The organism is Natronosalvus halobius, from assembly GCF_024138145.1.
GTDB lineage: Archaea > Halobacteriota > Halobacteria > Halobacteriales > Natrialbaceae > Natronosalvus > Natronosalvus halobius.
Map to the genome: position 1 here is coordinate 19,379 of NZ_CP099999.1, position 21,461 is coordinate 40,839.

The 21,461-nt window shown below is 60.7% G+C and carries 23 protein-coding genes; 11 read left to right on the forward strand and 12 right to left on the reverse strand.

Annotated features, from left to right (window positions below):
• Nucleotides 1-77 precede the first annotated feature (77 nt).
• The 7 genes from NGM15_RS18480 to NGM15_RS18510 all read right to left on the reverse strand — a co-directional run bounded on the left by NGM15_RS18480 (nt 78) and on the right by NGM15_RS18510 (nt 9,324).
• A complete protein-coding gene (locus tag NGM15_RS18480; protein WP_256499649.1) occupies nt 78-752 on the reverse strand; it encodes a twin-arginine translocation signal domain-containing protein in 675 nt (224 codons plus the stop codon).
• A gap of 189 nt (nt 753-941) precedes the next feature.
• Nucleotides 942-1,346 carry a hypothetical protein gene (locus NGM15_RS18485; RefSeq protein WP_253439244.1) on the reverse strand — a complete coding sequence of 135 codons (405 nt, stop codon included), beginning with the start codon at nt 1,344-1,346 and terminating at the stop codon, nt 942-944.
• 80 nt (nt 1,347-1,426) lie between these two features.
• The gene (locus NGM15_RS18490; protein ID WP_253439246.1) at nt 1,427-2,491 is read right to left on the reverse strand and encodes a hypothetical protein; all 1,065 of its coding nucleotides are present in this window, start codon (nt 2,489-2,491) and stop codon (nt 1,427-1,429) included.
• A gap of 105 nt (nt 2,492-2,596) precedes the next feature.
• The gene (locus tag NGM15_RS18495; protein ID WP_253439249.1) at nt 2,597-3,364 is read right to left on the reverse strand and encodes a hypothetical protein; all 768 of its coding nucleotides are present in this window, start codon (nt 3,362-3,364) and stop codon (nt 2,597-2,599) included.
• 3 nt (nt 3,365-3,367) lie between these two features.
• A complete protein-coding gene (locus NGM15_RS18500; protein WP_253439251.1) occupies nt 3,368-4,885 on the reverse strand; it encodes a S8 family peptidase in 1,518 nt (505 codons plus the stop codon).
• Nucleotides 4,882-7,422: a hypothetical protein gene (locus NGM15_RS18505; protein ID WP_253439053.1), complete on the reverse strand. Its 2,541-nt coding sequence runs from the start codon at nt 7,420-7,422 to the stop codon at nt 4,882-4,884. Before NGM15_RS18505 ends, NGM15_RS18500 begins: the two co-directional genes overlap by 4 nt.
• Before the next feature lie 1,155 nt (nt 7,423-8,577).
• Nucleotides 8,578-9,324, reverse strand: a complete 747-nt coding sequence (locus NGM15_RS18510; protein ID WP_253439056.1) for a hypothetical protein — start codon at nt 9,322-9,324, stop codon at nt 8,578-8,580.
• 263 nt (nt 9,325-9,587) lie between these two features.
• Between NGM15_RS18510 and NGM15_RS18515 the strand changes: the two genes are divergently transcribed.
• Nucleotides 9,588-9,785, forward strand: coding sequence for a hypothetical protein (locus NGM15_RS18515; protein WP_253439059.1), 198 nt, complete (start codon nt 9,588-9,590; stop codon nt 9,783-9,785).
• 380 nt (nt 9,786-10,165) lie between these two features.
• Nucleotides 10,166-10,612 carry a type IV pilin domain-containing protein gene (locus tag NGM15_RS18520; RefSeq protein ID WP_253439062.1) on the forward strand — a complete coding sequence of 149 codons (447 nt, stop codon included), beginning with the start codon at nt 10,166-10,168 and terminating at the stop codon, nt 10,610-10,612.
• A 10-nt stretch (nt 10,613-10,622) separates the two neighbouring features.
• Here NGM15_RS18520 and NGM15_RS18525 read toward each other — a convergent pair whose 3' ends face one another.
• The 3 genes from NGM15_RS18525 to NGM15_RS18535 all read right to left on the reverse strand — a co-directional run bounded on the left by NGM15_RS18525 (nt 10,623) and on the right by NGM15_RS18535 (nt 11,971).
• On the reverse strand, nt 10,623-11,078 hold the full coding sequence (locus NGM15_RS18525; RefSeq protein WP_253439065.1) for a S24/S26 family peptidase: 456 nt from the start codon (nt 11,076-11,078) through the stop codon (nt 10,623-10,625).
• A gap of 204 nt (nt 11,079-11,282) precedes the next feature.
• The gene (locus tag NGM15_RS18530) at nt 11,283-11,558 is read right to left on the reverse strand and encodes a hypothetical protein (protein ID WP_253439067.1); all 276 of its coding nucleotides are present in this window, start codon (nt 11,556-11,558) and stop codon (nt 11,283-11,285) included.
• The gene (locus NGM15_RS18535; RefSeq protein WP_253439070.1) at nt 11,555-11,971 is read right to left on the reverse strand and encodes a hypothetical protein; all 417 of its coding nucleotides are present in this window, start codon (nt 11,969-11,971) and stop codon (nt 11,555-11,557) included. The genes NGM15_RS18530 and NGM15_RS18535 overlap by 4 nt, the downstream gene beginning before the upstream one ends.
• Nucleotides 11,972-12,336: 365 nt before the next feature.
• Between NGM15_RS18535 and NGM15_RS18540 the strand changes: the two genes are divergently transcribed.
• The gene (locus tag NGM15_RS18540; RefSeq protein ID WP_253439073.1) at nt 12,337-13,380 is read left to right on the forward strand and encodes a Cdc6/Cdc18 family protein; all 1,044 of its coding nucleotides are present in this window, start codon (nt 12,337-12,339) and stop codon (nt 13,378-13,380) included.
• A 3-nt stretch (nt 13,381-13,383) separates the two neighbouring features.
• Here the strand turns inward: NGM15_RS18540 and NGM15_RS18545 are convergent, their stop codons facing one another.
• A complete protein-coding gene (locus tag NGM15_RS18545; RefSeq protein WP_253439076.1) occupies nt 13,384-13,641 on the reverse strand; it encodes an ArsR family transcriptional regulator in 258 nt (85 codons plus the stop codon).
• A 371-nt stretch (nt 13,642-14,012) separates the two neighbouring features.
• Between NGM15_RS18545 and NGM15_RS18550 the strand changes: the two genes are divergently transcribed.
• The 3 genes from NGM15_RS18550 (at nt 14,013) to NGM15_RS18560 (ending at nt 17,816) form a co-directional block, all read left to right on the forward strand.
• Entirely contained in the window at nt 14,013-14,321 is a 309-nt protein-coding gene (locus tag NGM15_RS18550; RefSeq protein ID WP_253439078.1) for a hypothetical protein, read from the forward strand.
• Between the two features lie 811 nt (nt 14,322-15,132).
• On the forward strand, nt 15,133-15,750 hold the full coding sequence (locus NGM15_RS18555) for a hypothetical protein (RefSeq protein WP_253439080.1): 618 nt from the start codon (nt 15,133-15,135) through the stop codon (nt 15,748-15,750).
• Nucleotides 15,747-17,816: a minichromosome maintenance protein MCM gene (locus NGM15_RS18560; RefSeq protein ID WP_253439083.1), complete on the forward strand. Its 2,070-nt coding sequence runs from the start codon at nt 15,747-15,749 to the stop codon at nt 17,814-17,816. Before NGM15_RS18555 ends, NGM15_RS18560 begins: the two co-directional genes overlap by 4 nt.
• Here the strand turns inward: NGM15_RS18560 and NGM15_RS18850 are convergent.
• Nucleotides 17,809-18,039, reverse strand: a complete 231-nt coding sequence (locus NGM15_RS18850; protein WP_343233307.1) for a helix-turn-helix domain-containing protein — start codon at nt 18,037-18,039, stop codon at nt 17,809-17,811. The genes NGM15_RS18560 and NGM15_RS18850 overlap by 8 nt on opposite strands.
• 176 nt (nt 18,040-18,215) lie before the next feature.
• On the opposite strand from NGM15_RS18850, the gene NGM15_RS18565 reads away from it, so the two are divergent.
• The 5 genes from NGM15_RS18565 to NGM15_RS18585 are packed head-to-tail and all read left to right on the forward strand — an operon-like array spanning nt 18,216 to nt 21,450.
• Complete coding sequence (locus NGM15_RS18565; protein WP_253439086.1) at nt 18,216-18,791, forward strand: hypothetical protein; 576 nt, start codon at nt 18,216-18,218, stop codon at nt 18,789-18,791.
• On the forward strand, nt 18,788-19,096 hold the full coding sequence (locus tag NGM15_RS18570; protein WP_253439090.1) for a helix-turn-helix domain-containing protein: 309 nt from the start codon (nt 18,788-18,790) through the stop codon (nt 19,094-19,096). The genes NGM15_RS18565 and NGM15_RS18570 overlap by 4 nt, the downstream gene beginning before the upstream one ends.
• Complete coding sequence (locus NGM15_RS18575; protein ID WP_253439093.1) at nt 19,093-19,461, forward strand: hypothetical protein; 369 nt, start codon at nt 19,093-19,095, stop codon at nt 19,459-19,461. Before NGM15_RS18570 ends, NGM15_RS18575 begins: the two co-directional genes overlap by 4 nt.
• The gene (locus tag NGM15_RS18580; protein WP_253439096.1) at nt 19,458-19,901 is read left to right on the forward strand and encodes a hypothetical protein; all 444 of its coding nucleotides are present in this window, start codon (nt 19,458-19,460) and stop codon (nt 19,899-19,901) included. The genes NGM15_RS18575 and NGM15_RS18580 overlap by 4 nt, the downstream gene beginning before the upstream one ends.
• The gene (locus NGM15_RS18585; RefSeq protein WP_253439099.1) at nt 19,894-21,450 is read left to right on the forward strand and encodes a DNA cytosine methyltransferase; all 1,557 of its coding nucleotides are present in this window, start codon (nt 19,894-19,896) and stop codon (nt 21,448-21,450) included. The genes NGM15_RS18580 and NGM15_RS18585 overlap by 8 nt, the downstream gene beginning before the upstream one ends.
• Nucleotides 21,451-21,461: the final 11 nt, after the last annotated feature.

Consider the following 21,461-nt stretch of genomic DNA (forward strand, 5'->3'; position numbering starts at 1 on the left):
GCCGTGGTCGGCCTGTTCCCGGTAATCGAGTTTCGAGAACCGCCCCTCGCGATCGCGCTTACGTCGCTTCCGGGCCATTAGTTCCCGAGAAGGAGCTGGAGGACGTGTTCGGCATCCTCGCCGAAACGCAGGTAGTTGAAGTACTTCCCCTGGAGTTCGCTGATATACTCCTGGTCGGGGAGTTCGTGTCCCTCGCCGTCCTCGCCGATGAACGTCTGGCGGAACTCGAGGAGTTCGTCCGGCGCCGACTCAGCAGCCTGGTTCCGGATTTCGAGGTGGTAGTCGGCGTCGTCGACTTCGCCATCGTGCCACTCGAGGTGGTCGAACGTCTCCGTCTCGTCGTCATACCCGACCTCGATATGGGTCTCGTACGGCTCGAACGGATCTGGAAGAACACGCCGCGTCTGTGCGACCGTGACGTTGATGTTCGCCGCCCCGATCGGCTGGACGTCGTACTCGTCGGTGAGCCAGTTCCCATACGAGACCCACGCGTCGGCATTCGCGTTGAACTCGTTTTGCATCGCCCCGGCTAGTCGTTCCGGGTCCTCTCGGCGCCCGATCGTCCCGAACGCCGAGGACATCATTCCGGAAAAAAACGCCCAGTTATCCCCGCCTTCTGCGACGCCGTCGGCGAGGATACCCTGTCTCGATTCGGTCTCGGTCTGTGCGCTAACCGGCGTCGCGAAGCCTGCGGAAGCCACCGCAAGTCCGGACAACCGGAGGAACCGTCGTCTGCTGGTGTTGGGTTTCATTGTGGTATGCGCCCGGCGGGATTTGAACCCGCTCCTGCGGGGCGCGAAAGGTACGGAAGAGGTGAGTGGTGAGCAGTCGGCGGGAGCCGGTCGTCGAAGGTGGAAACGCCCTGTGAAAAGCAGGGCGGGCCAACACCACCCCCAAGCCCCGATACTTAGAGCGCGCCTCGAGACGAGGGCGCGGACTATCTACTCCGAGGCACGGCCGGTCCGGCACTCGACTGGAACGCGATCGAGATCGGCGGCCAGCCGTTCGGCCTCCTCGAAGGCTGCCTCCCGCTCGAGAGGCGCCTCCGTGACTCGTCGGGAGCGGCCGTCAGGCGTCTGGTGGTGAACGTGCCAGCCAGCCGTGAGCGACGTTGAGCGGGCGACGACGCGCTCTTCCGTCTCCTTGCCGTCGGCACGCGTCCAGATTTTGCGGAAGACGCTGTTTTCGTCACGAACAAAGTCGCCGTCTACCTCAAGCGGGTCGATCGTCGGGAAGCCGATCTGCTCGGAGACCGTGTTGACGAGCTCGGCGAGTGCGTCCGATTTGGTCCGCTCGGTCGTTCGGGAAACGGTACTGTGCTGCCGGGTGGCTGGCTGGGTAGCCATAGGCGCTCTCGAGGAGTCGAACCTCTAACTCGGCCTGAGTACCGAAAGAACGCGTTCCGCTGGTGGTCGTGAGTCTGTGCTTAGGCCGAGAGTCGGCGCCGCGAGACGACGAGGCCGCCCGCGATGAGCGCCCCACCGAAGCCGCCGGTGAGGAAGCCGCCCAGGTACGGCACGTTGTGCATCGAGATGCCGTAGGACTGGAGCATCGAGTAGCCCAGGTCCTGGAGCGTGCTGGCGTCGACGTCCTGGCCGGAGATGAGCGAGACGTCGACGGTCTCCTCGCCTTCGTGGTCGTCGCCGAGGTTGACGTCCATCTCTCCGCCCTCGTGGGCGACGATGTAGCTGTCGTTCTCGTCGACCTCGTCGCCGGTGATCTTCTCACCGGCTTCGCCCTTGAAGACGTAGACGGGCTCATCGTCGAGGCTCGAGAGCATCAGGAGGCCGACGCGGTCGCCGTCCTCGGCGTTCTCGAGTGAGGCGTCCAGCACGTCCGCGACGTCGCCGTCAGCGTAGACCTTGACGTCGGTGTTCTGGCCGTCGATGCCGATCTCGTCCTCGATCTCGGCCTGGTCCTCGAGGTCGTTGTTCCAGAGCGCGAGACTGGAGAGTGAGAACCAGCCGTCGTCTTCTTCCGCCTGCTCGAACTCGGTCAGGAGCGTGCTGTCGCTCGAGTCGATGTGGCGAACCGCGTGCGTGTTCGCGAACTCGAGGTCGACGGTGAACGTCTCCATCGCCGTCGTCTCGTTGCCGTCGGCGTCTTCTCCCCAGACGTTGACCGTGATGGTCGTGTTCTGGAGGGCGTCACCGGGCAACTTTTCGAGCTCGTCGTGGCTCAGGTTGAGCGTCTGGCTCGTTGCCGTGCCGTTGTCGATCGCGTCCTCGAGGGCGGCGTACTCAGTTCCGTCGTACGTGACGTTGAGGTGTGCCGTATCGGTTCCGTCGGTGTCGAAGTCGGTCCCGTCGGCCGTGATATCGTACTCGAGGTGATCAGATTCGTTCGCCTCGAAGCCGGTGACGAGATCGGTGTCGTCGCCGGCGAGGGTGGTTGTTTCTGCTGCTGCGAAGCCTGCGAACGCTACCATGCCGCCCGTGATAACCGATAGGACGAGCAGGAGCGTTGCGAGTCGCTTGAAGGTTGCTCTCATTGGAGTGTTGTGAAGGAAGGGTGTAGTTGGAAGTCGGTGCTCGAGTGGGTGTCTCGCCTCAGCCGTACGGAGGCGGGACCCCTCCAGACTGGTAATTGAGTGGTGTCATGCTCGGATCAACTCGTCGTGGTCGCTGTCCCGCCAGTCGAGCGCGACTCGAAGCCATGCCATCCGGGCATCTCTCGTGCCGTCTTTCCACCAGTATCCCCGTTCTTCGGCGTGCCACGGGTCGGTGACGGATTCGAGATCCGCATTTCGCCAGACGTCGCGATCGCGCCATCGGGGATGGGCCTCGAGAAACGACTCCAGGCCAGTGAACGTCGACGGAAGCACGCCCCGATCCTCGTGCACGAGTTGGTAGTGGTGGTGAGGAGAGACGACATCGAGGACCGGGTGGGTCTCGGCGGCCGTCGCGTCGGCCACGAGTTCGATTTCATCTTTGGATTTCGAGACGCCGTAGTGGTGGTATCCCGAGTACAGGATACGTTTCACCTCGCCAGTCTGTCGATCGGCGAACAACGCGTAGGGCTCGTGGTCGCCCAGGTGGCTGTCCCTCGCGAAGATATCGCCGAGAAACGGGATGGCGTCGATGCTCGAGTCCTGGTGGGTGTATCTGGCCCAGAACAAATAGACGCGTTCGTCGTATTCGGCGCTGTCCATCCAACACCCATAGAACCCGAGCAATGCCGCCCGGTCGGCGGGCGTCGTGACGAGCTTCGGCTGATAGGGCTCGAGGGACTCGACATCGTCACCGGCGGCGACGACGTGATCCGGGAGCCAGTCACCCTCTTGAGCCGACGCCGTCGACCCGACGAGTGCGGTCCCGACGAGCGCGGCGCCCGCAGTGAGGATCTGGCGGCGTGTGCGTGACATGGATTAGAATCGCTGTTGGGCGCTCGCGAGTAGTCGCGGGTACATCCCGCCCGAGAGCGTCGAGTACGCGACGCCTCGAGTCTCGGCCTCGTCGGTCATGGCCTCTGCCTGTGGCGTGTCGGGTTCGGTGCCCGCGAGGAGTGCTTCGGCGTCGGGCATCCCGTGGCCGATCTCCTCTTCGGCGGCGTTCGGGATGGGTGCGGCCGTCCGGTGGAGGCCCTCGCGCACGGTCTCGAAGTCCGTTCCCGGATTTTCGGCCAGGTAAAGACCGATCACGCCCGCGACGACCGGCGCCGCCATCGACGTCCCGGTCAGCGTCTCGAGTGAGTCGCTTCCGGACGGTTGTGGGACCTGCGCCGTGAGCTTGCAGCCCGGGGCGCCAATGTCGGGCATCGCGCCTTGCGTCTCGCCACCGGAGTTGTCCGATATTCCGTTGTGAGGTCCGATGTTCGAGTAGTACGCCGACCGGGACTCGCTGGGGAGCGCTGCCGTCGTCGATCCGACGGCGATCGTCTGCTCGCTCGAGGCCGGATGAGAGAGCCATCGGGACATCTGACGGTCGTTGCCGTTCGCTGCGACCGGGATAGTTCCCTGTTCGACGGCGTACTCGAGGGCGTTCTGGATAGCCTGGGAGAACTGGAACGATCCGAGTGAGAGGCACATCACGTCCGCGCCTTCGTCGGCGGCGTGTCGGATGCCGGCCGCGATATCGTCGATCGTTCCCTGTCCGTCCTCGAGCGCCTTACACCCGAGGACGTCGGCAGCGGGAAGGAAGCCCGCGTAGTCGCCCGTGAGTTCCGAGGCCATACAGGAAGCGACCCAGCTACCGTGTCCGTCAGTGTCCTCGACGGCATCGGTTCCGGTCGCGTCGCCGTCCGTGAAGTCCGTCGAGGTCGAGAGTAACCGACTCTCGGGGATGGCCTCGCCGTAGTTGACGCCGGTGTCGACCACGCCGATCGTGAGGCCCGAGGTATCCACGGTGACCGCGTCCGCCCGCGTGTGCGTGTGAACGTTGCCGATCGGGCCTTCCTGCATGTCCGAGTCGAAGGCGACGCCTGACTTCGAGAGCGCGCCCTCGCCGAAGACCTTGAGGTAATTCTGGGTGCCGAACCCGGTTCCCGACCAGGCGTTCGAGCCCGCTGGTTCGATCGGGTCCGCCAGCGAGATCGTCCGGTTGAGTTCGACGCTTTCGACGTAGCTCAGATGCGCGAGGCCGTTTCCGAAGGCCCGGTCGCGCTGCCGGATGCCGATATCGCCCGGAGGGGCGACGATCGTGACCGTCCCCGAGGCCGCGTGTTCTCGAGACTCGAGCCACGAGACGTTGTCGTAGCCTTCGACGTCCTCTCTGAACTCCTCGAGGCTGTCGGGTTCGACCGAGACGATGAACCCGTAACGCCCCTCGGAGTAGCTCACGGCATCGTCCGGCGGTGACCACCAGAGTTCGCGGTCGGCCGGTGCGATGCTGGCGAGTGGGAGTGTTCCGACTCCGAGGAGATACTGTCTGCGAGTGTACTGAGTCATGCGGTCACCCCCTGTGTCGCGGTAGGCTCGAGGCCAACCGTCGGCGCCGTCGTCGTGGTCGCGGATGTCTGGACGACTTCGGCGGCGATCGTCACGCCGCTATCGACGAGCGAGCCGAGGAAGCCGAGGAACGGAATCGAAATCCCGTGCGTGTAGCGACTCATCCGGTGGAACGCCCGGTCGAGCAGATTCGGATCGGTGTTCGCCTCGAGGGAGAGCTGGCCCGAGTCGTCGGTGTGAGTCACCAGGATGGCTTTCCCGTCGCGTTCGGTCACCTCGCCGTAGCGGGTATCGCCATCCCAGGTGATCGGGCCGTTGCCGGTGAACAGCGTCCCCTCTGGCAAGTTGTTGAGGTGCCAGTAGACCTGGACGTGCTTTCCGATCTGGCGTTCATCGCCCTCCGTCACGACCGAGAGGTCGACGTTGTGCGTATCGCCCTCGAGCGCGTTGTCCAGTCGGAGGTGGATCTCGGCGGGCGTGCTATCGGAATCCTCGACGAACGCGTCGATCTGGAGTCCGTCACTGTCGTCGATTCGCGCACTCGAGAGGTGCTCGCCCACGACGGCGTGTTTGCCCATCGGTGAGTCGCCAATCCGGATCGTTGCCGGGTCCGAGTGTGGGTTCTGTCCCGCGCGGACGCGCTCGGCGACGACGAACGTATCACCGGTCGTGCTCTCGAGCGTGAACCGGACGAGATGCGTGCCTTTGCCGGCGGTCTTGAACCGGGCGCGGTTCCCGTCGATCTCGCTCTCGAGTTGGTTGCCTTCGGGACCGAAGACCTCGACTGACTGGATGCCCGCGTACTCGCTGTCGGGTGCGGGATTTACGCCTGCCGAGATTCGTTCATCGGGGCCGGGGCTAAGAGTCGACCACTGGACCGACTCGATCGTCGGGAGCGTGCCGTCAAAGGCCGGGTTCTGGATCGGCGTCGAGCCGCTGCCGACGCCTTCCGAGCCCGCGAGTTCGATCTCGAGGTCGCCAGCCGAGAAGTCCTCGGCGACCGGATATCCGTCGACTACGACCGCCTGGCTGCCGATGCCGGTCGACTCCATCGAGATGTACTCCTCGCCGATCGGGACGCGCTCGCCGTCGGCGTTGCGCACCAGGAGGACGACGTCGTCTTCGTCGGCCCAGCTCGGGACCGGGATTTCCGCGAAGAGTTCGCCATCCTCGATCTCGCCGTTGCCGCCACCGAGATTGATCTCGTTCTGGTTGTTGAGTTCCTCGCGGATCGCCTCCAGCTCCTCACGGAGTTCCTCGTTCGTGAGGTTCTCATCGGGGTCCGAGAGGTCACGTCCGAGCGCTTCCTCGATCGCATCCCGGAGGTCCTCGTTGTCCTCGATTATCCTCTGGTATTCCTCGTGTATCTGCTCGAGGCGTTCCTCGTTCATCTCGGTCAGCATCTCTTCCCACTGGTTCATCAACTCCGTCGAAGACTGGTTCAGATACTGCTCGAAGAGTTCCTGGAGGCGTTTCTCGTATTCCTCCATGTCCTCGAGCGGGAGGCCATCGACGCGATGGACCGTCACATCCGCGTCGGGGTTCTCCTGCGTTGTGTCGACGCGATTGGTCTCCATCGGGAGGTAGTATGTCCCGTTGTAGCCGTCGAGGCGGTACTGACGGAGATCGTCGATCGTCACGTCCGCGAATGATGGATTGGTCGTGTCACTCTGAGACTCGAGCATCTGTAGGATTCCGTCGTCGGCCCTGTACGCCTGGACGTTGTACGTGCGTACGCTCGAGTCGGCTTCGATTGTATAGTGGCCGGTCGCGTTGGTCGTGGTCTTCTGTCGGACAGCGACACCTTCGTTCACGAGGTGCTGGAAGTCGGCGTTCTCGCGAAGGTCGATCTCGCTCGAGAGGACGTCGGATCGTTCTTGGAGGTTGGCAATCGTCTGCTCGACGTCCTGTCGGTAGGAGTCGAAGACTTCCTCGGAATTTCCGACCATGAACGTGTACGCGGCCGCGCGGTTGTCCTCGGGGTAGGCCTGATAGACGCCTGGCGGAAGTTGCGTGCGGACGGCGTGGTGTTCTATATCGCCGGTGAGTCGGTTTTCCTTGAAGATGACCTCCGTCTCGAGGGTTTTCGTGTCGAACGTTCCACTCGGGCCGATCTGTTCGATCGTCACTTCGCCCGAAACGGGCTCGCCGTGGAACGAGTTTCGAACTGGGCCACGCGTCGGCCGAAGTCGGTTCTCGTCGGGGTCCCACAGCGAGATGATGACCGGCTCGTCTTTCTCGACTTGGACTCTCGGCTGGTCGATCTCCGAGGAGACCCACGTTGTTCCGAAGCCACCTGATGCGGACCAGTCTTCGGGCGCGTGAACGAGTGGGTACGTGACGTCGCCGAGGTCCGATCGGTAGGCGTCCGTGTCGAGTAAGCCGGTTGCGCTGCCGTCCTGAAACTCGTCGCGGAACTGCTGCCACTCGCTCGGTTCGACATCTTCGAGCTCCCGCTCGAGTGAGCCGATCTCGTTCTCGAGGTCGTTAACGTCCTCTACCGTGAACTGTGAGTCGGATATCCCCCAGTACTCCACGGTTGCGTTTTGGACGGGGTCGCCGTGTTGATCGGTGACCCGGCCGGTGAGTGGGACACCAGTCGACCCTGTCCCAGCCGCAATAGTAATATTGCTCGTTTTCTCTGATGTTGAGATCAAATCGCCACTTGACGAATAGTAATGGATTGTCGACCCTACGGCTGCTATTATTGTTCCATCCTCATTGACAGACACCATATCCTTGTCCGATGTCGAAGATGTAGTCGAGAACTGGTCAAATTGGGAGAGAGTATTACCAGTACCGGGGTCAATCTCCAGAATCCGATTATCTACTTCGGAGGCAACATAGACACTCCCCTCGTAATGAGCCACGCCAAGAACGGCCCCTGACCCGAAGTCTCTATCCCAAGCGACATTTAGATCCTCGTCAAATGCCTGTAGTATATCGGACGTGACAAACCAATACTCATCATTTGAGTCGATTCCATACATTCCGCCAGCGGGCCGATCATCACCACTATCGATTAACCCAATTTCAGTCCCATCAGTCGTATACGCCCCAAATTCGGGTAACGTTGATCCGTATCCAACGTATCCATCCCCCTTCTCTAGATTAGAGATGAATTGAGTGGTTCCACTGGTGCCAAATTCGTTCAAAACAGACTGATCGTCGGCCGATATGATCGTGACATGGTTATTGTAGCCGCCCCCAACATAGATCGCTTTCTGCCCATCATAATTCCCAATATCAAGACCCCCATAGCTATCGTCGGTTGTTTGGAGGTTAGATGAATCAACTCGCCATTGTTCACCTCCCTCATAATTTAGACTAATTAAATCATCGGTCAATACGTAAATCCCATCTTCGTCAGCAGCAAGCCCGCTATCATGTATCTCGGTTGCTAGGCTATATGTCCAAACTTCTTCGCCGTCTTCCTCGTATATGACTTCCCCGTTTGATTCGTAAACGACGCCCCCAACACTAACGCCGGTTTGTGAGGTTGTCGACGTTGACGCCGTCGTGATTGTCCCCACCGCCATCGCCGGCATGCTCGATACAATCAATACAGCGAAAATCACGGCGAGAAACTGCTTTCTTCCGATAGACAGCATGGATGCGTTGATCATTCCGCGAAGGCGCCTGACGCGCGATTCGTCTCTCGAGTCTGAGTTTGTCATTGTGATGAGTCTCCGTTAGTTATCCGCCTGGCGAAAAATCCGGAACAGTACCTGCGTCAGGATGTCCTGGTCTGAATTGTCTGACTCTTTTTTCATCGATCGGGACTGGTCGCGCCACTTGTTGAGTTTCGAGCGCCGGAAGCCGTACCGCACGTCGAGATCTCCGAGTAGGTCCTCGACGAGTTGCATGAACTCCGAAATGGGTAGCGGCTCGAAAGCAACGCCGCCGATGTAGCCGTGTTCGGGGTCGTACCGTCGTCGGAATCGGTTCTGTCCGTACTCCGTCTCTCCCCACTGCGTCGACGAATGCTTCGGGACATGGAGACACGGATCGGTCAGCGGGACCGTACACCGCTCGGTGTGGGTTGCAAGTGGATCGTGGTCGAGCAGGTCCCCAGGATCGTCGGCGAAGAGCCACGCGAAGCCGGCCTGAATCGGTCGGTTCGGGGCGCCGAACTTCGCGGTCGCCGAGACCGGATCGGCGCGCTTTCGGAGCTCGGTGTGAGCTTTCCAGCGCGCTCGCTCGAGGTTCGTGACCGCCCCGGTCGCCTTCGAACTCCCCGATCGGAGGTCTCGGAGGTAGCTCCGAAGTTCTTGCTCGGTCATGTGCTCGAGGGCGAGGTTGAAATCGATCTCGTGTTCGATCACCCGTTTGAGATCCGTCTTCGAGAGGTCGGCGACGTCGACCTCGAGGAGGTCCTCGACGGGTCGTTCTCCCCACCAGTTCTCCCGGTTTCCGAGTGCTGCGGCTTGTGTGCTCATGGTTATCGCTAGAAGTAACTACTGCCCGATACCGTGAGGCACCTGCTTAGGGCCGCGCCCATATCCGACGCGCGTCGGGGCAGGTCCGGTTTGGGTTAATGGATACATACACGCGCGCTAATATAATCCTTGCGGGGTAATTCGCAGGAATACGAGTATCTGTTCTATTTTGTGCAAAAGTATGATTATACTCGCGATAAATCGTTTTCACGCAGTGCAACGGAATAGCCTAGATTATTGGCCCGTCGGTGAGTGGTCAGGGTATGGGCGACGAGCCCGATGGTGACGACTCGTCGGAAAAGACGCGATTGAGTCTCTCGCTGCCGCAGGCGACGATCGACAGGTTGCTTGAGAACTCGCCTGTCTGTGATGATCCACAGGATGCGATCAAGCGGGCGATCTGGACACAGATCGAACTCGACGAAGCCGACGAGTACGCCGTCGTGAAAAACCGAGAGTAAGCCGAGCCCGTGACCTGCCAGGGAGACGGGCCTCGCCAGTGGCTACGCTCTCGAAGACCAAAGCCGTTCGGACATCGAACTGGTTAGTGGCGAAATCGCCAGACGCGAACGTTTCAAGAGGGCGTTGTAAGTCTTCTGTGGGTCGCTGATTATCAATTTTGAAACCGTCTAAGAATCCATGAATGTCGTTTATTCAGACCGGGCCACAGGGTTTATTATACAGCCGTTAGGTGTGACTATCAGCACAGGTGCGACGCGAAGAAGCTGACGGCGTGGGTGTGGTTGACTTTCCCCCATCCCTATCCGCCGGTTGGTCCGATGCCGGACCAGTCAATAAAGTTTCTGACCGTTCACGCACGGTGCGCACAAGAAGATCAATCATGGATCTAAAGAAATACAGAAGCAAACTGATCGGAAACGAATCGGAACGGGCAGTATCTCCTGTCATCGGAGTTATACTCATGGTCGCCATTACGGTGATTCTCGCTGCCGTCATCGCGGCGTTCGTGCTGGATCTCGGCGGTAACATGGGCAGCTCCGGTGTGAACGCAGTCGTCGGAGCGGATGTTCAGAATGATGATGAAAATGTCAGCGTAACGGTCGAGAACATGGGAGACGCGAACAGCTTCGCTGTCCGTGGCGACGTGACCTCTGATGGTGAGGATCTCGTTTCTGACGGTCTAAAAAACACTGGAGACAAAGTTGTGTTAGAATACAACTCCAGCGGCACTGACCACCTGTCTAGCGATTCGGGAGAAATTCGAATCGTTGCGATCAACGGTGACGACGAGTCTGTCATCAAGACGGTTGATTACGACTTTAGCTAACTGACGAACGTCAGTTTTGCGCCTTTTCAGTTTCTCGTTTTTGCCATACTCCGAGGACCCCGTAGACCACTAATAGAGCCGCAGTTGGCGACAGTACCTCAAAAACCCCCATTCGGATCAGAACGACACCTACCATGTTCTCACTTGTTACGTAATCGACGCCTGCCACCTCTTGGTCGGTATACGGATTCGCATCACCTTTCGTAACGAACCCGTGCTCGGTTTCGTCGACGACGCGATGGGCGACGCGATCGTTGCTCAACTGGCCGTTCTGTTCAAAGATTACGACGTCCCCCATTTCCGGTTCGCCGTCGTACCAGATATTGAGGACCGGACCTTCATCTCCCATCGATGCACCAGTGGCCGCATTCAATCCAAACGGGAGGCCGAGTACTGGCGCGAGAAATACCCATGAGACGAGAAAAACCGTTACCACCGCTGTTATCACCATCGGCCGGGCATCCATTGTTCAGAATATCAGCAATGGCAACTAAAATGATTTCGCCGCTGTTGCTCGCCGTGTTCTGAAAACCGTGAACGGAGAACCGTTCACTGGTGCGCGAATCGGGGCCAGATGGACCTCCGGCCCGGCCAGGTGGCCGTATTACCCGCCTCGATAGTACCCTCGAGGTATCCTAGTCGTTCGTCCCAGAAACAATGACTCTTGTGGTTACACAGACCGATCGACGACCGTCGCACCCGAGAGGACTAACCTCGAGCGCCCGCTCGGCGAGATCGACGGCGCGAGCTGGCCCTCGACGAGCCAGCCGTCGCCATCGTGGGCGTGTTCGTGACACCCGAAACAGCGTGTCGCCTCGAGCGTGCCGTCCTCCAGGAGGACACACTCCACGAGCGCGTTCGGTCGGAGGGTCGTTCCACACTCGGTACACCGCGTCGACTGGCCGGCGTCGACGACGGCCTCGAGCACGGCGCGTTCGGGCGTCATCGATACTGCTCGAGGCGCGCTTTCGCGTCCTCGAGTCGGCAGAACTCCGGGTGCGGGTCGTTCGGCTGGAAGAACGTCAGGCCGTCCTCGACGTCCCAGCGCGGGCGCTTACTACTGTTGAACCCGAGGCGCTCGTCGTAGCTCGCCGAGGCGACCCACAGCCCCGACTCGTCGAGTCCTTTCACTGACGCTCCGTAGCGGTTCTCCGAGAACAGGACAAGATCGACGCCCGTCTCGTCGCGAACGTGCTCGATGGTCGAAAACCAGTCTCCCTGTTTGATGGTCGAAACACAGCGATCGCCCTCGAGAAGCTCGCGGATGCGCCGGACGGTCGTTCGTGATTTCTCGGCGCGGCGGATCAACTCGAGAGGTTCGACGTCGATACCTTTTTCTGCCGTCTGAATCGTAGACATTCTTGCATCACCTTTCCGGGTGAGCACGTTGGCCGGGCGTTGCACCGCCCGGCCGGGATTCTCCCAGCGAACCAACGTTGCTCAGCTAGTGCCTAGTGCTATTACCACATAAATATTGGTATTCCCCTCTTGTTTCTGTCATAGTTATCCGAGGCTATCGGGTGCCAGATATTAGTTAGTCATACCAGAACGCATATCTATTTTCGTGGTAGTCATCGCGAACAGCGCTCGAGCGCCGGCTGGCGGCCACAGGTCGGCCGTGAATCGACTCGAGTCACAGCCGAATACCTATCCGCGCCCGAGGGAACGAAACGTACGAAACCGGACCCCTATCTATTTCAGACTGTCACGACCACCAACACAGTATGATTACCGATCACGCGGTCCTTCAGCCGGACGTCCAGCCCGATCGGGAGGTGGTCGTCCATCGCGACGGCGAAATCTCACACCTTACCTCGGTGCTCGAGCCCCTCACACACGGCTACTCCACCACGGGCGCGTTCATCCACGGGCCATCGGGTGCCGGGAAGACCTGCACGACGCGCTGTGTCCTCGAGGACCTCGAGCGCGTCGCCGGCATCCCGGTCGCGTTTCTCGATTGTCTCTCGATCCATAGCCGGAGAGACGTTCTGAATCACGTCCTCGCCGAGCTGGGCGATGGGTCGACACTCGAACGCCGGTCGGTCGGCCCGGCCGATATGGCCGTCCGCATTCGCGAAATCGTCGACGAACCGACCGTCGTTGTCCTCGACGAGGCCGACCAGATCGACGAGCTTCGCGTGCTCCAGGAACTGTACGAAGTGCCGGATCTGACACCGATTCTCATCGCCAACCAGCCCTGGAGAAAGTTCGACCGGGCCGATATCCGTCTGGATTCGAGAATCGGGTCGTTTCCGAGCATCGAGTTCGACGCCTACGACGAGTCGGAGTTGGTGGAGATCCTTCGAGAGCGCGCGTCGATCGGCCTCGAGCCCGGCGCCGTCGAGGCGGGTGTGCTCGAGTATATCTCCGAGTGTGCGGAGCGAAACGACTGTCGCCGGGCGATTTCGTTGCTTTTCGAGTCGGTGAAGCGGGCGCGTCGCGATGGTGAGGAGTCGGTCACACGCGCGGTCGTCGACGCCTCCAGGACGGATGCCGATCGCCAGGTGATTCGGTCGCGGTTGTCGTCGCTCTCGAGACAGCAACGGATCGGCCTCGAGGCGATTGGGGAAGTCGGCCCGGCGACGTCGACGCCGTTGCACGAGTGTTACGAGAAGCGCTCCGATGATCCGGTCGGGAAACAGGCGTTCCGGAAGTGGCTGCCGAAGTTTGCTGAATACGAGTTAATCGAAAAACACGAGAAGAAGGTCGCGCCCGAATACGAGATCCGAGAGATAGTGCTCGAAGAACTCGGCGCCCAGGTGGCGTAGGACTCAGTCGTCTTCGTCGTCTTCCGGTTCGACGTCGTTCGCGTCGACTTTCCCCTGGAGATATCCCCGGCCCAGGTCCGTGATCCGATAGTGAGTCGTGTAATCGTCGTCGGGTTCGATGAAACCGCGTGACTCGAGTTCGGGAATCGCTCGCGTAATCGACGACCTCGATACGTCGAGTTCTATGTCCAGCACGGATACCGGCGCCGCGATGTCCTTTTCCTCAAGGAACTCAAGGACGGGATTACTGGCTTTATTCATCCAGAGACCCCGCTTGCGGCGCATTATCGGAGGGTGCCATGCTGTGCACTTGTTTCATCCGATTTATTAGCACGTAGACAAAAATATGAGCCATACTGACTCATATCTACGCCAAGGTTTAAGTGTACCGGACATTAACAGGGTGTTGTCAACGGTAGGGACTCATTGGCGATTCGAATCGTCAGGAGATTTGACCCCCTGTGGCTGCACACAGGGAGCGACCACTGTTGACAGACTAAGAGGCCAACACCATGCACAACGGGACCCAACCACAAAACTATGATGGTGGTAAAACCGCCAGACGGCAAAGGGCGGTACGGGTGGTAACACCCCCATGTTCACTTATTGGTAAACGCCCCGTTGAGTTTGGTATGGCCGTTCAAAGCTCACACGCACGCCAGACGAATACGCGAGTTGACACGGTCGACCTTCGCGACCTCGGTTCGGATGTGCTCCCACCGGAAGCGAGTCACGTCCAGGTCACGATCGCGGGTGACGTCCCCCACGATGGCACGCTCGTTTTCGAGCTCAAGCGCCGGTGGGAACTCGACGTCGCCCTGGGCGATGCCGAGATCGTCTCGGTCTACGACGACTCGGCGCTGCTCGAGAAGCCGGCCACGATTCCCTCGTGGGTCAGCGTGCTGTGTTCTGAGTTCGGGATTGATGAGGTGACGTTGTAGCGATGAGCGGCTGTATCGGAACCCCGCCGACACGCGTGTTAGAGCACGCTACGGCAGGCGCAACAGCATTTGCGGTTAGCACGGATGGAACACACAATTCAATTATCTCACAACGATAGCCGACCGTCGGCACCCGGCTCGAGGACGTCCTTGAGTCAGACACACGTCAGACAGCCTGTGTCTAGAGGTTTTAAGACGGTCGGATACGTCCGAACACAGTATGGACTGACGAAAGCGCAAAACCCGAAGAAGTGGGTTCCACAGATCCGAGGTGCGACCAACACCGATGATGGATCTGTGTCGTTCGGTATTCACTTCTTCGCTGGAATGGGAGTTAAGTCTATCGGAGAGAGCCACTGCTCTGTCCCTTCCCTTTCTGGCGACGTCGTCGTTCGGCGTCGGGTCAGCACACCAGCTCGACTCGAATGAACGATACCTACAGCACGATCGCGACGGCACGCACGGATGGAACCAGCAAAAGCACCCGCGTTCTAGAAGGGTCCTGCCTTTCTAGAAAGGGCAGTCTTCTAGAAAACCCCGTCCTTTCTAGAAAGGCAGGTCTTCTAGAAAGGCAGCCGGTTTCTAGAATACCTACCAGAAACCAGTTAGGAAACCAGGTTTTCCACAGGATGAGTCACCAATTTGAAGATAGAACCGGACCGGAACGAACGGCAGTATATAAAGGAGGGTCTGAAAACGCCTCTAGAAGCGCGAGGTTTCTAGAATCTAGAAAGGCTACTAGGATTCTAGAAAGCAGATCGCTACTAGAGGGATATCTCCAGTCGATCCAGATGAAACGGGGGTTCTGTCAATGACCTCCCGGAAAGGGCGGAAGACCTGGGCCGGGGAACTCCCGGTGGAGACTCGCAACGCCATCAAAAAGGAGGCGAAAGAGACCGGCAAACCGCAGTGGCAGGTCGTTGACCAGGCCGTCCGTCTGGCTCTCGGTCTCGACGAGGGTTCCACCGAAGCGGCTCTCGAACGCCAGCTCGAGGAACACCGAGAAGAGGCCGAGGACTTCAAGGAGAAAGCCGAAGAGTTCTCCTCGAAGGCCGAAGACCGTCTCGAGAACATCGACCGGCTCCAGGAACAACTCGAGGAGATTCGCGAATCGAAAGCGAGCTACCGCGAGCAACTGGACGAGGTTCTCGATTCACTCCTCGAGAACCCGAACACGACGGTCATGGCGTACTCGTCCGAGATCCAGCAAGCAGCGATCGACGAGTACGGGCGTGATACGAAGGACAATATCTCCCGCGTAGTGGCTGACCTTCACGATCGGCGCGATAAACGTGACCTTCAACTGGAGGATCACCGCTTCAAGCGCTCCAGCATGAACGTCTCGACTAATCAATCTGCGACCGCTGACGGTGGAAACAACACGCCGAACCTTCGAATCCTCTCTGACGAGGATGGTGATTCTGAATGAGTGCCCAACAAATCCCCGAAGTAATGGAATCGTGCGAAGAATTCCTCAAGAAGTACTACAAAGAGGAAGTGCTTCGCCTAGCGAACCGGTTCCCAAATGACCAAAAGTCGCTGGTGATCGACTGGAACGACCTGTTCAAGTACGACCCCCGGCTCGCTGACGACTATCTCGACCAGCCGAAGATCGTCCTCCGGCACCTCAAGGAGGCGCTCCGGACCTACGACCTCCCGGCAGATATCGACCTCTCGGCCGCGAACGTACGCATCGAGAACCTCGAGGACGCCCGGACGGTCCACATCAACGAGTACCGACCCGAGCAGATCGGCCAGGCACTCGGGATTCGCGGCCAGGTCACACAGCTATCGGAACCGAAACCGCAGATCGATGAGGCGGCTTTCGAGTGTACGCTCTGTGGAACACTTCACCGGATTCCACAGTCCGGCGGCGACGAGATGCAGGAACCGCACGAATGCCAGGGCTGTGAGCGACAGGGTCCGTTCCAACTGAACACCGAGCAGACGGTCTTCCAGCAGTATCAGGTCGCACGTCTCGAGATGCCGCCTGAGCGCTCGAACACCGGGCAGGCACACATCGACGTCCGAATGTACGACGACCTCGCCGGGAAGTCTCTCGAGGGCAACGAACGCCTCACGGCGAACGGTATCCTGTCGATTGATGACGACGACCTCGAATCGCGTACGTTCGACTACCACCTCGAGACCGAGGGCGGATCGTTCGAGATTGAGGACGGCGGTTTCGAGGACATCGACTACGAGGAACACATGGACGACATTCGGGCGATCGCCGAGAGCGGCGATCCGATCGGGATGCTCGTCGACTCACTGGCGCCGCAACTCTCTCGGGATGAGCGCCTCGAGCAGATCATGACCGCGATGGTCCTCCAGCTCGTCGGCGCCGGTCGGAAGGACCTCGAGGACGGGCCGACCTTCCGGGGCGACTTCCACGTCCTCATCCTCTCGGACCCCGGAATGGGAAAGTCCGAACTCCTGGGCGAGGTCGAAGATATCTCGCCGATCGGCCGCTACGTCAGCGGGAAGGGGCTCTCGAAAGCCGGCGCGACGGCCGCTGCCGTGAAAGACGACTTCGGCGGCTCGGAGTACACGCTCAAGGCTGGTATCCTGGTCCTCGCGAACGACGGAATCGCGTGCATTGACGAGATCGACAAGGTCCAGCCGAACGCCGTCCAGGCGATGCACGGGGCGCTCGAGCGTCAGCGCGTCGACGTCATGAAGGCGGGCATCTCCTCGAAGCTCCCGGCGAAGACGTCGCTACTGGCGGCCGGAAATCCGAAGTACGGCCGGTTCGACCGCCACCAGCCGATCTCGGAACAGATAGACCTCGCACCATCGCTCATGTCCCGATTCGACCTCATGTTCATGATGTCGGACACGCCCGACGAGGAACGCGACCGCGAGGTCGCCGAACACATCGTCCAGTCGTGGGACGAGGCCGCGAGATCGGCCTACCGTGGCGAAGGCGACGGCACGATCGTCGAGCGAGAGATTCCGACCGAAGTCCTCCGGGCGTACATCGCCTACGCGAAAGAGACGGTCAAACCGGTATTCGCGAATGCAGATATCTGGAACCGGTTCATCGACCACTACGTAAAGATCCGATCGAAGGGCGTCGACGAGGACTCCCCCGTCCCGGTGACGGCCCGCAAACTTCAGGCCTTCCTCCGACTCGCGGAAGCGTCGGCTCGAGCTCGTCTCTCGGACACGATCGAACACGAGGACGTCACGCGGTCGATCGAACTCATCATGCGGTCGCTCAACGACGTCGGAATCGACCCCGAAAGCGGAGAGTTCGACGCCGATATTGTCGAAGCAGGCACCTCGAAAAGCCAGCGCGACCGCGTGAAAGGCGTGAAGGCGTGCATCCTGGACGTCGAGGAAGAGTACGACAGGGGCGCACCCATCGACGTGGTCCTCGAGCGCTGTAATTCGATCGGCATCGACACGGACAAAGCCGAGTCTGAAATCGAGAAACTGAAACAGAAAGGCGAACTCTACGAACCGTCTGAGGGGGTCTTCCTAACTACCTGACCGACCAGACTAGGGCGTTCCCAACCGACCGACTCTCGAGATCGCCGCTCTCCTCGAGCTGGGTCAGGCGCCGATGGGCGGTCGCTCGCTTGCATCCGACCTCTCGGGCGATGTCGCCGGTGGTCGGCAACTCCAACTCGGCAACGGCCTGACGGAAATCTACATCAGAATAAGCCACATTTGAATCAAACCGTCCTTTCTCGTCTCTCGAACGCTCATTCATACTCTACACTGCGTAAGCCTGCCGTAAAACCCTATCGGACATACGTCTCATGGGAAAACTATAAGTCAGTGTGAACGAAAAGGCGAAGTAAGCACTCCAGGCGTGATCTACGTTCGGAGAACGCCCTGGTGTTAGAGCACCAGTGCGAGTGCTTGCACGGATGGAAACCAGCAAGCATGACTCAGTTACACCAGCGTCCTAATAAATCCGACGCACCGTCCCAACCCGAATCGCACGACGCCTGTCCGACGTGCGGACAGCCCGCCGCCATCAAAGCAACCTGCACCGCGAGCGGCCACGACTACCGCCTCGAGTGCTCGAACTGTCCCTGGTTCGTCCCGATCCACCGGCCACAACAACCAACGCTCGTCACCGACGGCGGCACGATCGCGACCCAACCGACGACCGACGACAACTCAGCCCGAGACATCCTGGACGACCTCCACTACGACGAGAGCGTCGCACGCCTGTGTGAACACCTCGCGACCGGTGACTCTGACCTCTCGGGCGAGGACTGCCGCCGAGCGCTGTCGAAGGCCACTGACCTCTGTCTCGTCTTCGAACACCGCTCGAAAACGGAGTTCGTCACGATCTCGGACGGCGACCTCCAGGCGGCGTACTACCGCGCGGGCGACGCACACGTCTGTGGCCCGATGACGCTCGAGGCCGACCACCTGGAGTCGCGCCTCCCGGCGCTGGCGGACGTCTGTCTCCTCGAGGACGCACCAGCGGCAATCGGGGGTGGCCGATGAATCCCGCCGACTACCCCGGAACGGGAGCGCTTCCGGACGCCCTCGCGTTCGTGAAACCGAACCGCTCCGAGTTCTGGATTCACCTCGAGAGCTGCGACGAGCCCCAGACGGCGGGCGAACTCGAGGACGCGGTCGAGTGGTCCGGGGCGACCATCTACCGGATGCTAGCCGATCTCGAGGCGATCGGACTCGTCGAGACGGCGATGAAGATGACTGACGCCGGCCCGCGTGACGCCTACCAGGCGGCGACGCCCGAGAAACGGCCGGTGTGGGAGCGCCAGGCGGCCGAAGGGGTGGTTCGATGAGCATTTTCGACGACCACACCGACGAGATCCTCGCGTACGTGCGTCGCCGCAAGCGCAACGGCCAGTCGTTCGTGACGACGACGCAGGTCAAACACGACCTCGACATCGACGGCCACATCGCGGGCCGCGTGCTCGCGCGTCTCGAAGACCAAGGCCACCTCGATCGCTGGGGCGGCTCGTCGTGTGCGACCTACCGGATCACGATCGAGGAGAAGCCGGTCGCGACCGACGGCGGCCACCGGATCACCTGCGAGGAGTGCGACCTCGAGGAGGACTACTACAACGAGGGCACGGCACGGCGACGAAAACTTGAGCACTACGAAACGTGGGGCCACCGCGTCGACTACCAGGGTGAGTCGCGATGACCGACGACGAACACCCGCTCGAGGAACTCCTCACGAATGCCGACGAGGAACTCGAGCTCGAGGACGTCACAATCGACACGGAGCAGTTCCACGCCGATCTCGTCAAGGTGGCCCAGGCCGCTGAGTCGATCGAGACGCTCGCGACGGATCTCCGAGCGCTGCGGCGAAGCGGCCTGACCGACGAGGACGTGGTCGCGCTGCTCTACGGTCGGAACGCGAGTCTCAACAAGTCCACCATCGAGACGGCACTCGAGACCATCGACGAGACGATCGCCGACTTCGAGAGCGGGAAGCGCAAACCGAAACGCGACCTCCTGGTCCGACTCGTTTACGACTTGTCGGGCCTGGGAAAACAGGAGACCGAGACGGTCGTCGACGAGCTCGAGGCGCTGGTGGAGCGCTATGGGTACGACGACCTCCAGGAGGGCGACGATGTCTGAGGACTCCCTCACCGTCGTGGATCTCTTCGCAGGCGCGGGCGGGATCTCGACGGGTGCCGTCGACGCCGCGAAGAACCTCGGCTACACGCCCGGCCAGGACTTCCATCTCACGGCGATCAACCACAACGAACACGCGATCGCGACCCACGAGGAAAATCACCCGTGGGCCGACCACTACCATGCAAAGGTTGAGGCGATCTTCCCGCCAGACGTCGCCGAACCCGGTACGGTCGACCTGCTGACGGCTGGGCCTTCGTGTACGCACTTTTCGAACGCGAGAGGCGGCAAGCCCGTGAAAGAACAGGAACGGGCGTCGCCGTGGCACGTCCTCCGGTGGGTCGAACTCCTGCGACCGAAACACCTGCTCATCGAGAACGTCGGCGAGCTCCGGTCGTGGGGGCCGGTCGAAGACGACGGGACACCGTCGCGCGACGGCTCGATCTTCGTGCGTTGGGTCGAGATGCTTCAGGCACTGGGCTACACCGTCGTCCGTGACGACAAAGACCGCTACGGCGTCAAACTCCGGGCCGCCGACTACGGCGACCCGACGACGCGACAGCGACTGTTCGTAATCGCGTCACGAACGAACCGCCCAACTCCACCACAACCAACCCACTCGAGCGACCCGGCCGACGACCTCGAGGACTGGGTGCCAGCGAGCGAGATAATCGACTGGAGCGACCGGGGCGAGTCGATGTTCACCCGCTCGAAGGCGCTCGCAAGCAAGACGATGGACCGCATCGCGAAGGGCATCCGCGACCACTGTGACGACCGACTGGCGCCCTACGCGGCGGCACTCGAGCGAATGGACGAGGCCGATATATACGCACTCCAGGACGACGTCGTCCCGATCGAAGAGATCGAGACGGCGATAGACGAGCGGACGGAACCGTTCCTGGTTCGTGGCGAGGTCGCCGTCGACGACGAACCAGCGTCGACGCCGATGGTGATGGGCCAGCACGGCGGAGCGTACCCACGCGATGCGGACACGGAACCGGTGTCGACCATCACGACACGCGGCGCTATCCACTTCATCGAAGCCCAGGCGTTCGTCCTGCCACGGAACGGTTCGGCTCGAGGCAAGCACTCGAACCCGGCCTACAATCCCGACGAGAGGCCGTTTCACACGGTGACGGCCCGTAATCACGACGGTCGGCTGTTCTCGCCGTTCCTGGTCCAGTACAACGGCACGCCAGAACACTCGGTGAAGTCGATCGACGACCCGCTCCCGACGCTCACCAAACGCGCTCGGTACGCGCTGGCCGATCCGGAAGTCTACCCGTTCGGTATCGATCTCCGATACCGGATGCTCGACCCGCCGGAGACCAAACAAGCGCAGGGGTTCCCGGCGGACTACGAGATCACGGGCGACACGAAGAAAGACCGCCGCGCACAGATCGGGAACGCGGTTCCGGTCGGGATGGCCCGAGCGCTCTGTGAGCACATTCTCGCGACGGAGGCGCCGACGCTGTCGACCTACGGCGCCGGGTTCCCCGACGACGCCGACGTGGAGATCCCGGCGTACGAGGAGGTGGTCTCGGATGACTAAGACGAAAGGCT